This window comes from Arthrobacter sp. H-02-3, assembly GCF_003097355.1.
Lineage (GTDB): Bacteria > Actinomycetota > Actinomycetes > Actinomycetales > Micrococcaceae > Arthrobacter > Arthrobacter humicola.
Genome location: NZ_PYUI01000003.1, coordinates 85007 through 98579, shown reverse-complemented (window position 1 = coordinate 98579; position 13573 = coordinate 85007). Strand labels below are relative to the sequence as shown.

The following is a 13573-nucleotide window of genomic DNA, read 5'->3' as shown; positions in this document are numbered from 1 at the left end:
TCTCAGTAGCCCTGCGCGTCCAGAATCGCGTCTTCCTCTTCCTCCGCGGTCGCGTTCTTCCGCTTGCGGGGGACAGGACGACGCCGGGCCACCGGGCCGCTGGAGTGCAGGAATCCGCCGTTGGCGGCCTCCGCTTCCGCGTCCTCCGCGTCAATCGCGGCGTTGCGGGCCTGCTGCCGGGCGGCATAGCCGAATCCGACGAACATCAGCACGCCAAAGGCGAACCACTGCAGGGAGTAGGAGAGGTGGGTTCCTTCATCGGTGGACGGTTTGGGGAACGGGAAGGGCATGGCCTGCACCGAGGGGGATTCCGAGGCAAGTTGTCCGTAGGCGCCCCTGAGCAGCGGATATCCCAGTTGCGTGGAATAAGTCGAGAGGTCGATCGAGGCCAGCTGGCCGTCAGGGGCGCCGCGCTGGAGCTCGGGTTCGCCGGCTTTGAGGCGGGCAACCACCGTCACGGGTCCCTGCGGCGGCGCGGGCACAGAGTCGGGCCGGCCCGGCGTGTTGTTCCCGATCGGCAGCCAGCCCCGGTCGATCACCACAGTTTCGCCGGACTCGAGCCTAAGCGGCACCACGACCTCGTACCCGGGCTGGCCGTTCAGCGGCCGGTTGCGGACGACGCGCTGGCCAGCGGCGTCGTAGCTGCCCTTGAGTTCCACCTGGGTCCACTCGCGCTCCGGATCGAGCCGGCTGAACTGGTCCCGGATGGCGGCGAAGGGCACCGGTGTGGCTGAGTAATTGGAGACCACACGGTTGATTTCAGCCAGTGTCTCGGCGCGCCGGTCCATCTGCCACCGGCCAAGACCCACGCAGGCTGCGGCGAAGATCGCGGCGAGCAGCAAGTACCCCAGCCACTTGCTGGAGAAGAGAAAGCGGTACATTCAGCCGATCCTGCCTGACGGGTCCCGGGGCGCAGTCTTGTCGAAGGACGCGGCCGCTTCGAGGGCCAGGGTCTCTTTCCACAGCCCGCGGGTCTGGAGATAGTCCTCAAGCCAGGAGCGGTGTTCACCGCACGCCAGCCAGATCTTGCGCCGCTCCGGGGTGTGGATCTTGGGGTTGTTCCACAGGAGCTGCCATTCCGCCGGCGTGCGGCAGGCCTTCCGCGAGCAGACGGTGCCGGGGGCCTCAGCGTTGCCGCCGCCGTTCCCGGCCAGGTCAAAGAGGTTCATGAAGCTGCCCGTCCGTGGGTGTCGTCGTCGTTCTCATCATCGATCAGTTCGCCTTGCAGCAGCGTCACGGCGGCGTCATCCCCGGCGCCGTCCGGGGCGGGCGCGGACGCGTGGCCCGGGTCTGTGAAAGCCGGGGCGTCCAGCTCGACCTGTGGCACATAGTCCAAGAGGGAATCGCTGTGGATTTCCGCCTTGTCGCTGCCGTTGGCGATCACCACCGCAACCCACGGCAGGAACACTGCCCCCAGGACGGGCAGGAGCTTGAACCAGCCGTCCACGACGAAAATGAGGATCAGGCAGACCATGCGGATCCCCATGGCGATCGCGTATTTGATCATCCGCTGGCGCATCTCGTCCGAGTGCGCGGCAGCGGCGTCGGTAATGCTGTGCACCTCGGTGCCGCCGGACTCGGCGTCCGGCCTCCCGGGCACAGGAACACCGGGTCGGTTTTTGAGTGTCACGGCTGTTAGATCACGCTCCCAAGGCTTACTCCGATTCTCTCACCATCGGCGGAGCCGCCCAAACGGATGCGAACCGGACGCTAAGATCGGAGGCAGGAAAAATCCAGCCCCCAGCGCGGCCTTCCCTGCCGCAGAATTCCGGAGCCCCGCATGTCTGAAACACCCACCACCGGCCGCAGCGTTTTGATCACCGGCGGAAACCGGGGGATCGGCCTGGCCATCGCCGAGTCCTTCCTGGCCAACGGCGACAAGGTCGCAGTGACCTTCCGCAGCGAATCACCCCTGCCCGAGGGCATCCTCGGCGTCAAGGCGGACGTCACGGACGAAGCCTCGGTTGACGCCGCGTTCGCCGCCGTCGAAGCCGCCCACGGCCCCGTCGAGGTACTCGTTGCCAACGCCGGCATCACCAAGGACACGCTCCTGATGCGCATGAGCGAAGACGACTTCACCTCCGTGCTCGACACCAACCTCACGGGCGCCTTCCGCGTCATCAAGCGCGCGTCCAAGGGCATGATCCGGGCGCGCAAGGGCCGCGTGGTCCTGATCTCCTCGGTCTCCGGCATGTACGGCGCGCCGGGCCAGATCAACTATTCGGCCTCCAAAGCCGGCCTCGTGGGCATCGCCCGTTCGCTCACCCGCGAGCTTGGCGGCCGCGGCATCACCGCGAACGTGGTGGCGCCGGGCTTCATCAACACCGACATGACGGCCGAGCTGCCCGAGGCTACCCAGAAGGACTACCTGACCAAAGTTCCCGCCGGGCGCTTCGCCGAGGCCTCCGAGGTCGCCAACGTCGTTCGCTGGATCGCCAGCGACGAGGCTTCCTACATCTCCGGCGCGATTATTCCGGTCGACGGCGGCCTCGGCATGGGCCACTAAGCCCGCCGACGGCGGCGCACGGCCGCCTCGCGCGCACCGGCCGTGCCGGGCGCGGCGGCCATAGCGGACGACGGCGGTATCCGCCGTCGTCCGCTGCCATCTGGCGACTCCATCCCCGGGACGCCCGCCTGACTCCTCGACGCCGGGCCTTTTTGCCCTTGGCAGTGCGGGCCCGGGAGCGTGTAATGGGCTCACAGCCCCTGACCTGCCGCGGCAGGGGCGTGGACGCAGGAGAAAAATTATGAGTGATCTGAGCAAATGGACGCCCTCGGACATGCTGGAGCCGGTCCGCCGCTTCCTTGACGGCGATCTGACGCTGGCGCCCAGCATCAAGATCGAACAGTTCCAGGAGGGCACCACCCTGGTGGTTCGGGCCGAAGTGCCCGGCATCGATCCCGACACGGACGTCGACGTCTCGGTCAGTGAGGGCATGCTGAACATCTCGGTGGAGCGGGAGGAAAAGTCCGAGCAAAAGAGCAAGACCGGTTACCGCTCGGAATTCCGTTACGGCTCGGCCACACGAAGCATTGCGTTGCCTGCAGGGGCGAAGGAGGAAGACATCACGGCCACCTACAAGGACGGCGTCCTGGAGGTCCGCGCGCCGGCGCCCGAGGTGGCGCCCGTCGAAACCACAAAGAAGATCCGGATCGACCGCAGCTGATACGGCGCTGGTCGAGACGGCACCCGCTGATCCTGCACTCGCTGATCCTCTGCGTGTTGACCCTTCACTGGCCGGTGCGATGAGGCTGGCGGCAGCTGCCGCCGCGGCGTCAGCGGGCCTCGTGGCGGGCCCGGTGGAGCCAGCCCGCGACCTCGGCGTCGAGGTCATCTTCCGAGCGAAGCTCCAGGTGGTGCATCCAGACGCCGGGGACGGGCTGACCACTGAATTGAACCTTGATGAGTCGATGCGGCTGGGCCGCCCGCGTCCCAAACCCGGGGGGACATGTCCAGTCCTGACCCCCGGCACTGGACATATGGGCCACATGTCCAGGCCAGAGCCCACACGGAGAGCATGTCCCGCGCAGGGCAGAAACAGGGGCCCGCCATGCCCCCGGAAACTACGCCGCCGGGGCTTCTTTGTGGAGGCTGAACAACTGAAAAGGCGAAGACCGCTGGCATGATGGATTGCAGACCCACAGTGTTTGGACGTTTGGAACAAAGGAGCTTGTATGGGACTGCTGGAGAACAAGACTGCGATCGTGACCGGTTCGTCGCGCGGAATCGGCGCCGAAGTCGCCAAGTTCCTCGCCGCCGAGGGTGCGGCCGTGGTTGTGAACTACCGTCAGAAGGCGCCGCGCGCCAACAAGGTTGTCGCCGAGATCGAGGCCGCCGGCGGCCGCGCGGTGGCGGTCGGGGCTGACCTCACCACCCAGGAAGGCGTCCAGGCCCTGGCCAGCGCCGCCATGGAGAACTTCGGCTCGCTCGACCTCCTGGTCCTCAATGCCTCCGGCGGCATGGAGACCGGCATGGAAGAGGACTACGCCCTGAAGCTGAACCGTGACGCGCAGGTAAATATGCTCAACGCTGCGGCGCCCCTCATGCCGGAAGGCTCCCGCGTGGTCTTCGTGACCAGCCACCAGGCCCACTTCATCGACACGGTGCCCACGATGCCCGAGTACGAGCCCGTCGCGCGCAGCAAGCGTGCGGGCGAGAACGCCCTGCGCGAACTCGTCCCGGACCTGGCCGACAAGGGCATCTCACTTGTGGTTGTTTCCGGCGACATGATCGAGGGCACCGTCACGGCCACCCTGCTTGACCGCTCCAACCCCGGCGCCATCGAGGCCCGCCGTGCCGAGGCCGGCAAGCTGTACTCGGTCAAGGAGTTCGGCGCCGAGGTCGCCAAGATGGCTACGGCCGACGTCGAGACCGGCCACACCGAATACGTCGGCGGCGCCGATTATTTCGATAAGACCGCAGCCAAGTCGGCCGACAAGGGTTCCCACTAGGACCTCAGGCCCGCGGCCGGGATGGCACGTCACGGCAATGTTCCCCCAAAACATTTCCGTGACGTGCCATCCCGCAATTAACGCAACGGAAGAGCGTCAGACCCCCGCGATGTACCGCACGGCGTCGAGGTAGGGAAGGTTCACGGCGGCATCTGCGGCCGCACGGACGGCCGGCTTCGCATTGAACGCGATGCCGATTCCTGCGGCGCCGAGCATGTCGAGGTCGTTGGCGCCGTCGCCCACGGCAATCGTGTGCTCCATCGGGATCCCTTCGGCCGCCGCCCACTCGCGCAGGTACTTCTCCTTGGCGGCGCGGTCGACGACGTCGCCGATCACCTTGCCGCTCAGCGCACCGTCGACGATCTCGAGTTCGTTGGCAACCCAGTAGTGCAGGCCCAGGTCCTCGGCGATCGGCCGGAGGATCTGGTTGAACCCGCCGGAGACCACGGCCACGGCGTGGCCGGCGGCCTGGAACGCCGCCACGAGCTCGGCGGCGCCCTCGGTCAGCTTGACCTCGGCGCGGACCTTTTCGACGACGTCGGCCGGCAGCCCGGCGAGCACCGCCACCCGGGCGTGCAGGCTCTGGGCGAAGTCCAGCTCGCCGCGCATGGCCGCCTCGGTCACCGCGGTCACTTCCTCGCGCTTGCCGGCATAAGCGGCCAGGAGCTCGATCACTTCCTGCTGAATGAGCGTGGAGTCCACGTCCATGATCAAGAACTTGCGCGGCGCGTTGCGCAGTTCCGCGGGAACCAGGGCCGTGTCCACGCCGTCGATGCCTGAGGCCGCCAGCGTGCGGCGCGGCCCCTCCAGCAGCGACGCCCGGAGGGAGGCTTCGGCGTAGGCATCGGCGTTTCCGGGCTCTGCATCGAGGGAATCCAGTGCGCAGTCCGCCGCATACACCTCGAAGCGGCCGTCGCCGGTGCGGGTTTCGGCGTCGACGCTCAGCCCCGCAGCCGTGAGGAGCGACCGCAGACGCTCGATGTCGGGAAGGGACAGTTTCAGGCCGTAGCTGACTGCGGTCACGTTCGAACTCATGGCTTCAATCCTAGCGAGCAGGCGCCGGACGGCCCGAATTCGTTGCGCACCGGCCCCCGCCGCGTGACGCCCCACGGCAGCCCGCGGCGCCGGTTATCAGTCGTCCGCTTTTTTGTCCTAGTGTCTACTCCTATGAGTGAAGTTCTTGAAATGGCCGGCGTCAGCGTTGTACGTGGGGCTAAGACCCTCCTGGACAAGGTCGACTGGCAGGTCAAGGAAGGCGAACGCTGGGTGATCCTGGGACCCAACGGCGCCGGCAAGACCACTCTTCTCCAGCTGGCAGGGGCGCGGATCCACCCCACGTCCGGCACGGCGGGCATCCTGGAGGAAGTTTTGGGCGCCGTCGACGTCTTTGAACTCCGGCCCCGGATCGGACTGTCCTCCGCCGCGCTGGCCAGCCAGATCCCGGAACAAGAAAAGGTCCTCAATGTCGTGGTCACGGCCGCGTACGGCGTGACCGGCCGCTGGCGCGAAGGCTACGAGAAGGACGACGAACGGCGCGCCTTCGGGCTGCTGAACGAGTGGGGCATGGGCCCGCTGCTCAACCGTCCCTTCGCCTCACTCTCCGAGGGGGAGCGCAAGCGCGTCCAGATCGCCCGCGCCCTCATGACCGACCCTGAACTCCTGCTCCTCGACGAGCCCGCCGCCGGGCTGGACCTCGGCGGCCGCGAGGACCTCGTCCGGCGGCTGAGCGAACTCGCCCGCGATGAGTCGGCCCCGGCGATTGTCCTGGTCACGCACCACCTCGAGGAAGTGCCGCCGGGCTTCACCCACGCCATGCTCCTGCGCGACGGCGGTGTGGTGGCCTCCGGCCCGCTGCCCGAGGTCCTCACGGCCGAAAACCTGAGCGCGACGTTCGGCCTGCCGCTGGACGTCACCGTCACCGCCGGCCGGTACACCGCCACCGCCAGCCGCTGACGGGGCCGCTGACCGCGCGTGGAGCTCCTCAATAGCGTCTTCATTTTCTTCGCCGGGCTGTGGGCGGGCACCATCAACAGCGTCGTCGGCTCCGGCACGCTGGTCACCTTCCCGGTGCTGATCGCCCTGGGCTACCCTCCCGTCACCGCGTCCATCAGCAACGCCATGGGACTTGTGGCCGGCAATGCCGCCGGCGCCTGGGGCTACCGGAGGGAGCTGACAGGCCGGGGCAAGCAGCTGCTCCGGCTCCTGCCTGCCTCACTGCTGGGCGCCGTGACCGGCGCCTACCTGCTGCTGCACCTGCCCGAGAAGGTCTTCTACTACGCCGCCCCTGTCCTGATCGTGCTGGCCCTGCTGATGGTGGCCTTCCAGCCGCGGCTCCAGCGGTGGGTGAAGAACCGGGAAGAAAATCCCGAGCACGCGATCCGGGACCGCCGCCACGGTGTGCTGCTGGTGGTGCTGGTGTACCTGGCCGGCGTCTATGGCGGCTACTTCGTCGCGGCGCAGGGCATCCTGCTGGTCGGCATCCTGGGCGTGTTCATGACCGGGACCATCCAGAACGCCAACGCGATGAAGAACATCCTGGTCCTGGGCGTGAACGTCGTCGCCGCCTGCTCCTACCTTTTGTTCGCCTTCGACCGGATCAGCTGGGGCGTGGTCGGCCTGATCGCCGTGAGCTCCCTGATCGGCGGGGTGATTGGCTCCAAGGTGGGGCGCCGGCTTTCCCCGGTGGTCCTGCGCGGGGTCATCTTCGTCCTGGGCCTCGTGGCACTGGGATTCATGATCGCCAACCTTTTCAAATAGCCACACGAACCTGCTGAAATGACCTGCCCGTGACTCTTTACTATCTTGACTCCGCCGACGACCCGCGGGTTTCGGACTACACCCAACTCACGGACGTGCACCTGCGCAAGGTCCGGGAACCCGCCGAGGGCCTGTACATCGCGGAGTCTTCCCGCGTCCTGCGCCGGGCCCTGGCGGCGGGGCACCGGCCGCGGTCCTTCTTCCTGGCCGAGAAATGGGCCGAGGACCTGGCGGATGTCTTTGCGCAGTACCCGGACGTCCCGGCCTATGTCGGCCCGGCCGCGCTCCTGGAGGAAATCACCGGCTTCCACCTGCACCGCGGCGCCATGGCCGCCATGCACCGGCCCGCCCCGGTGCCCCTGGCGGAACTGCTCGCGGGAGCCCGACGGGTGGCCGTGCTGGAGGACATCGTGGACCACACCAACGTGGGGGCGATCTTCCGCTCCGCCGCTGCCCTGGGCGTGGACGCCGTCCTGGTGTCACCGCGCTGCGGGGATCCGCTGTACCGGCGCAGCGTGCGGGTCAGCATGGGCACGGTGTTCCAGGTGCCGTGGGCGCGGCTGGAAGACTGGGCGGGAGGATTGGCCGCGCTCCGGGAGCAGGGTTTCACCGTGGCCGCCATGGAGCTCACGGATGACGCCGTGGACCTGGACGAACTCGCGGCCCGGCGCCCCGAGCGGCTGGCGCTGGTGCTGGGCACGGAGGGGGCGGGCATGAGCGAAGGCACCCTGGCCGCCGTCGACCTCGCCGTGAAGATCCCGATGCGCCCGGGCGTCGATTCACTCAACGTCGCGGCGGCGTCGGCGGTCGCGTTCTGGGAGCTCCGCCCGAAGGGCTGACGTGCGCAAACGGCGTTCGTCACTCCGTCCGCTTTCCGCTATGATTGATAGCTGGCCGTCCGGTGCTTTCCGCCGGCCATCCCATTCATACCTGGCAGCTGGCAAAATCCAGTTGTGCGAACAAAGGTCCAATTATGAAGTCTGATACCCACCCGAAGTACGAAGCTGTTGTTTTCAACGACCTGGCTTCCGGCGTCAAGTTCCTGACCAAGTCCACCGTGTCTTCTTCCAAGACCATCGAGTGGGAAGACGGCAACACCTACCCGGTCATCGACGTCGAAATCTCCTCCGAGTCCCACCCGTTCTACACGGGCAAGCAGCGCATCATGGACTCCGCAGGCCGCGTCGAGCGCTTCAACGCTCGCTTCAAGGGCTTCGGCGGCAAGAAGTAACTTTCTTCCCCAAGGTCTTGTAGGAAGCCCGCACCGGCAACGGTGCGGGCTTTTTGCGTTCCCCTCGCGTACCGCCGCGCGTCGAGCCGCGGGCGGCGCCACGGGGCGCCGCCGCTTCCGTCGCGCCGCCGGCAGGATTGCCGTGGCAGGATTAATGCCATGACGACCCTTCCCTCTGCCTCCGGTTCCGCGAACGACGACGGCGGCCGTCACCACGGCGAATACAAGGTCCCGGGCGGCAAGCTCGTGGTCGCCGATTTCGACGTCGTGGACGGCGTGCTGACGAACGTTTCGCTCAGCGGTGACTTTTTCCTGGAGCCGGACGAGGCGCTGCCGGAGATCAACCGGGCCCTCACAGGGCTGGCCCTGGACACCGGCGCCGCCGACATCGCGGCGGCCGTGACGGCGGCCCTGCCCGAAGACGCCGTGCTGTTCGGCTTTTCTGCCGACGCCGTCGCGGTCACCGTCCGCCGCGCCCTGGCGAAGGCCACGGGCTGGGCGGACCACCACTGGAACATCATCGCCCCGTCCGTCCTGCCCACTCACGTCAACGTTGCCCTGGATGAGGTCCTGACCGAGGAGGTCGGGGCCGGGCGGCGCAATCCCACCCTGCGGTTCTGGGACTGGGAGGAGCCCTCCGTGGTGATCGGCAGCTTCCAGTCGGTCCGCAATGAGCTCCACCCCGCAGGTGTGGCCCGGCACGGCATCAGCGTGGTCCGCCGGATCAGCGGTGGCGGGGCGATGTTCATGGAGGCCGGGAACTGCATCACCTACTCGCTCTACCTCCCGCAGACCCTCGTGGACGGCATCAGCTTCGCGGACTCGTACAGTTTCCTGGACGCCTGGGTCATGGCCGCGCTGGAGAAGGTCGGCATCAGCGCCTTCTACGTGCCGCTCAACGACATCGCCACCGAGCACGGCAAGATCGGCGGGGCGGCCCAGAAACGGCTCGCCAACGGCGGCATGCTGCACCACGTCACCATGAGCTACGACATCGACGCCGACAAGATGGTCGAGGTCCTGCGCATCGGGCAGGAGAAACTGTCGGACAAGGGCACCAGGAGCGCGAAAAAGCGGGTGGATCCGTTGCGCCGCCAGACCGGCATGACCCGCGCCGAGATCGTCGCGGCCATGATGGACGTCTTCGCTGAACGCTATGGCGCGACGCCGTCCGAACTCACCGACGCCGAACTCGAGGCGGCCGGCCGCCGCGTCGAGACCAAGTTCGGCACCGCGGAGTGGCTCCACCGGGTGCCTTGAGCCCCTGCACCCGCGTCGGTTGCTCCGTAACGGCCCTTTAGAGCCGCCAAAAGGGCAGTTACGGAGCAGTCGATCGGGGATTCGCCGCCAAGGCCTGCGCCGTGAGTGAACGGTGCAGGTGGCTGCGCTGTTCGATAATGATGCGGCGCAGCGCCCGCGGTGCTTCCGGGTGCCCGGCGAGCCAGTGGTCCGTCCGGACAATGACGGAGTGCGTGTCCGGGGTGCTGCCGTCCAGGTCCTGCCCGGCCGGGTAGAGCCCCCGGACAATCCGGCTCGCGATTTCAATGCTGCGCCCGCCCCACACGTCCACCAGGCAGTCGAAATAGCGGTCAGTGAATCCGCGCAGCAGCGGCGCCGGGGCAGTGTTGAAGCCGGCGATGGTGGCGCTCAGCAGCTGGTTGGAGAGCGAGGTGCCGTGCACGGCTTCCTGCCAAGCGGCCTCCTTGACGGCTTCCTCGGGGCGGGCCGCGAGGGCCGTGGCGTGCCCTGACTTGCCGGCGGCGGTGTTGTCCCGGGCAAGCTCCCCGTCCAGCTGGGCAACGGTGGCTTCCCCGTTGGCGGCAAGGGCGTGCCAGAAGTTCCAGCGGAGCTCCGCATCCACGGACAGGCCGTCAAGGACCGTGCTGCCGTCGAGGATGCCGCGGAGCAGGTCCAGCCGGCTGTTGTCGAAGCGGCTGGCCGCGGCGACCGTGCGGGCCCACGCCAGCTGCTGGTCGGAGCCCGGCGCGGCCCGCTGGAGCTCGTCCGCGGCGAGGGACAGGAAGCCGTGGCGGACGGCGGCACGGCCGGCCGCGGGGACATAGCGTTCGATCGCGGTGGCGGCGTTGCCCAGGACATTCAGCAGCACACCGATCCCGGTTTCGGCGGGTCCGAAGCGCTGGACGGCGTCGACGTAGAGGGCGGCCGGCGTGACCGCGTCACGGGCCGAGTCCCACAGCGCCGTCCAGCACAGCGCCCGTGCCATGGGATCGCTGAGCTTGTCCAGGGAGCTGCGCGCCGTGGTCTCGGAGTGCGGGTCGAGCCGGACCTTCGCGTAGCTCAGGTCGTCGTCGTTGACCAGCAGCAGGGCGGGCCGCGGTTTCCCCGCCAGCGCCGGGACGTCGGTCCGGTCGCCGCTGACGTCGGTCTCGACGCTGTCCGAGCGGACCAGGGCGCCGGCGTCGTCAAAGTCGTAGAGGCCGATCCGCAGCCGGTGCGGGCGCGGCTCCTGCCGGCCCGTCGTCGGGTCCTCCGCGTCCTGGAGGACCGTCACGGTGCCCAGGACGCCGCCGTGCTCCTCGATCTCGCTGGAGAGGGTGGAAATGCCGGAGGTCTGCAGCCACTGCCGGGCCCACTGCGTGAGGTCCCGGCCCGATGCCGAGCTCAGCGCGGCCAGCAGCTCGGCCAGGGTGGTGTTGCCGTAGGCGTGGTCCTTGAAATATCCCCTGGACCCGGCAATGAACGCCTCGAACCCGACGTACGCGACAAGCTGCTTGAGGACAGAGGCGCCCTTAGCGTACGTGATGCCGTCGAAGTTCTGCTTCGCGGCCTCGAGGTCCGGGATGTCGGCAACGATCGGGTGCGTCGTGGGGAGCTGGTCCTGCACGTAGGCCCAGGCCTTGCGGTTGTTGGCGAAGTTCACCCAGGCCGTGTCCCAGTCCGTGGTCCGGTCCACGCCCAAGGTGCCCATGTAGTCCGCGAAGGATTCCTTGAGCCACAGATCGTCCCACCACTTCATTGTGACGAGGTCGCCGAACCACATGTGTGCCATCTCGTGCAGGAGGGTATTGGCGCGGGCCTGGTACTGGGAGTCGGCGGCCCGGGAGGTGAAGACGTAGCTTTCCGTGAAGGTGACGAGTCCTGGGTTCTCCATGGCGCCGAGGTTGTATTCAGGCACGAACGCCTGCTCGTATTTGCCCCACGGGTAGGGGAAATCGAAGAGCTCGTTGAAGAAGCTCAGCCCGTTCTTGGTGAGACTGAAGAGCGCCCCGGCGTCGAAGGACGCGGCCATGGACGCGCGGCAGTAGAGCGCCAGCGGCACCTCCAGGACCGTGCCGTCGGCCAGCCTGCCGCTCCAGGTGTCCCCGGCCTTGAAGTACGGACCGGCCAGGACTGTGGTGATGTACGTGGACATCGGCTTGGTGGGGGCGAAGTCCCAGAGGCTCGTGGCGGGGTCGGACGTTAGCTGGGTGCACAGGACCTCAGCACCGTTGGACGACACCTGCCAGTCCGACGGGGCCATGACATGGAACGTGAACTCGGCCTTCAGGTCGGGCTGCTCGAAGTTCGCGAACACCCGGCGCGCGTCAGCGGGTTCGTACTGCGTGTAGAGGTAGCACTGCCCGTCGGCGGGATCCACGAAGCGGTGCATGCCCTCGCCTGAGGTGCTGTACAGGGCCGTCCCGGTGATGGTGACCTGGTTCTCGGCCTGTAGGTTATCGAGCCGGATGCGGGAGCCGTCCACGACGTCGGCGACGGCCAGGCCCTTGCCGTTGAGGAAGACGCTGTGCACGCTGCCCGCGATGAAGTCCACGAAGGTCGACGCTCCGGGTTCGCTGGCCGAGAACGTGATGACGCTGCGGCTCGTGTAGCCGGCGACACCCGGGTCCGCTGCCTGCCGGACGTCCAGGGAGACGTCGTAGCTGTGCGTGGTGATGAGGGCGGAGCGGGCCGCGGCTTCGTCGCGGCTCAGATTCTGATTCGACACCCCGCTATCTAATTTCTGATTCGACACCCCGCTATCTAATCACGGGAGCCTGTGTGCCGGATCACGCCGGCGGGAACATCAGGAACGCGGCGCCCAGCCCGAGCAGGGCGATCAGCAGCCAGGACGCCAGCGCGGCCAGCAGCGCGCGGGCGCCGGTGTGGAGGAGTTGGCCCACCCGCACCGCGGAGCCCAGTCCGAACAGCGCCATGCCCAGCAGCGCGTCCTGGACAGCGGCGGCCGCGTCCAGGACGGCGGGGGAGAGCCAGCCGGTGGTGCGGAGGGCCGCCAGGGCCACGAATCCGAGAACAAACAGCGGGATCACCGGCGGGCGCTTGGCGCCGTCGGCTTCGGAGCCCAGACGGTGGTGGAAACCCGCGGCGGCCACCACCGGTGCCAGCAGGATCACCCGCGTGAGTTTGACGACGACGGCGACTGCCAGGGCGGCGGTGCCCGCGGTCTGGGCGGTGGCGACCACCTGTCCCACGTCGTGTACTGAGGCGCCGGTCCACGCCCCGAAGGTCCCCGGCCCGAGGCCCAGTGGCCGCGCGAGCAGCGGCAGCACCCCGATCGCCAGCGTCCCGCACAGGGTCACAAGCGCCACCGGCAGCACCGTTTCCTCCTGCCGGATCCGGCGCACGGCGGCCATCGCCCCGATCGCGGACGCCCCGCAGATGGCGAACCCCGTAGCCACCAGCAGCGATACGCGCGGAGGAAGCCGGAAGAGCCTGCTGATCCAGTAAGTGCCCGCGAAAGCCGCCGCCACCACGGCCGCAATCAGCAGCAGCGCCGCCCAGCCCAGGCCCAGCACGTCGCCGAGGCTGACCTTCAGGCCGAGCACCACGATTCCGGCGCGCATGAGGTGCTTACCGGCGAAGTCCAGCCCGGGACGTGCCGGCCCGGCGGTCCAGCCCGCCACACCCGGCAGGTTGGCGGCCAGGAGCCCGAGAAGCACGGCCAGGGTCATCGCCGGGAGCGCGGGGAGCAGCTGATGGACAGCGACGGCGGCGGCAACGGCCGCTGCGGCACCGATCAGGCCTGGCGCGGCCGCGGATGCGGGAGTGGTGGAAGGCACGCCCCTACATTGCCGTACGCGGCGGGAAAAGCAGTAACTGCGGCCGCCCGGGCAGGCGCCCGTGCGCCGACCGAACCGTGCGGGGGCCGCCGAAATGATTTCGTAACGAAAAAGT

Annotated in this window: 14 protein-coding genes; 8 read left to right on the top strand and 6 right to left on the bottom strand. The window is 68.1% G+C overall.

All coding sequences use genetic code 11. The features are described from left to right. Window positions 1–2: 2 nt before the first annotated feature. The 3 genes from C9424_RS04505 to C9424_RS04495 are packed head-to-tail and all read right to left on the bottom strand — an operon-like array spanning window position 3 to window position 1630. Entirely contained in the window at window positions 3–881 is an 879-nt protein-coding gene (locus tag C9424_RS04505; protein WP_116765721.1) for an SURF1 family cytochrome oxidase biogenesis protein, read from the bottom strand. Further along, window positions 882–1169, bottom strand: a complete 288-nt coding sequence (locus tag C9424_RS04500) for a hypothetical protein (RefSeq protein ID WP_116765720.1) — start codon at window positions 1167–1169, stop codon at window positions 882–884. It abuts the gene before it with no gap. After that, window positions 1166–1630, bottom strand: a complete 465-nt coding sequence (locus C9424_RS04495) for a DUF3099 domain-containing protein (RefSeq protein ID WP_116765719.1) — start codon at window positions 1628–1630, stop codon at window positions 1166–1168. The genes C9424_RS04500 and C9424_RS04495 overlap by 4 nt, the downstream gene beginning before the upstream one ends. A gap of 150 nt (window positions 1631–1780) precedes the next feature. Between C9424_RS04495 and fabG the strand changes: the two genes are divergently transcribed. The 3 genes from fabG (at window position 1781) to C9424_RS04475 (ending at window position 4452) form a co-directional block, all read left to right on the top strand. Beyond that, on the top strand, window positions 1781–2506 hold the full coding sequence (fabG, locus tag C9424_RS04490; protein WP_116765718.1) for a 3-oxoacyl-ACP reductase FabG: 726 nt from the start codon (window positions 1781–1783) through the stop codon (window positions 2504–2506). A 241-nt stretch (window positions 2507–2747) separates the two neighbouring features. Further along, window positions 2748–3167 (top strand): Hsp20/alpha crystallin family protein, encoded by a 420-nt coding sequence (locus tag C9424_RS04485; protein ID WP_116765717.1) that lies wholly within the window; start codon window positions 2748–2750, stop codon window positions 3165–3167. 508 nt (window positions 3168–3675) lie between these two features. Further along, window positions 3676–4452: an SDR family oxidoreductase gene (locus C9424_RS04475; RefSeq protein ID WP_091254107.1), complete on the top strand. Its 777-nt coding sequence runs from the start codon at window positions 3676–3678 to the stop codon at window positions 4450–4452. 96 nt (window positions 4453–4548) lie between these two features. Here C9424_RS04475 and serB read toward each other — a convergent pair whose 3' ends face one another. After that, the gene (gene serB, locus C9424_RS04470) at window positions 4549–5487 is read right to left on the bottom strand and encodes a phosphoserine phosphatase SerB (protein ID WP_116765715.1); all 939 of its coding nucleotides are present in this window, start codon (window positions 5485–5487) and stop codon (window positions 4549–4551) included. A gap of 132 nt (window positions 5488–5619) precedes the next feature. Here serB and C9424_RS04465 point away from each other — a divergent pair, with 132 nt between their 5' ends. The 5 genes from C9424_RS04465 (at window position 5620) to C9424_RS04445 (ending at window position 9700) form a co-directional block, all read left to right on the top strand. Beyond that, a complete protein-coding gene (locus C9424_RS04465) occupies window positions 5620–6405 on the top strand; it encodes an ABC transporter ATP-binding protein (RefSeq protein WP_116765714.1) in 786 nt (261 codons plus the stop codon). Between the two features lie 18 nt (window positions 6406–6423). Beyond that, entirely contained in the window at window positions 6424–7209 is a 786-nt protein-coding gene (locus C9424_RS04460) for a sulfite exporter TauE/SafE family protein (protein ID WP_116765713.1), read from the top strand. Between the two features lie 29 nt (window positions 7210–7238). Then, on the top strand, window positions 7239–8048 hold the full coding sequence (locus tag C9424_RS04455; RefSeq protein ID WP_116765712.1) for a TrmH family RNA methyltransferase: 810 nt from the start codon (window positions 7239–7241) through the stop codon (window positions 8046–8048). A 134-nt stretch (window positions 8049–8182) separates the two neighbouring features. After that, on the top strand, window positions 8183–8440 hold the full coding sequence (locus C9424_RS04450) for a type B 50S ribosomal protein L31 (RefSeq protein ID WP_090956047.1): 258 nt from the start codon (window positions 8183–8185) through the stop codon (window positions 8438–8440). A gap of 159 nt (window positions 8441–8599) precedes the next feature. Beyond that, window positions 8600–9700 carry a lipoate--protein ligase family protein gene (locus tag C9424_RS04445; RefSeq protein ID WP_116765711.1) on the top strand — a complete coding sequence of 367 codons (1101 nt, stop codon included), beginning with the start codon at window positions 8600–8602 and terminating at the stop codon, window positions 9698–9700. A 58-nt stretch (window positions 9701–9758) separates the two neighbouring features. Here the strand turns inward: C9424_RS04445 and pepN are convergent, their stop codons facing one another. Both pepN and C9424_RS04435 read right to left on the bottom strand, forming a co-directional pair. Then, window positions 9759–12386: an aminopeptidase N gene (gene pepN, locus C9424_RS04440; RefSeq protein WP_116765710.1), complete on the bottom strand. Its 2628-nt coding sequence runs from the start codon at window positions 12384–12386 to the stop codon at window positions 9759–9761. 61 nt (window positions 12387–12447) lie between these two features. After that, the gene (locus C9424_RS04435; protein WP_116765709.1) at window positions 12448–13458 is read right to left on the bottom strand and encodes a YeiH family protein; all 1011 of its coding nucleotides are present in this window, start codon (window positions 13456–13458) and stop codon (window positions 12448–12450) included. Window positions 13459–13573: the final 115 nt, after the last annotated feature.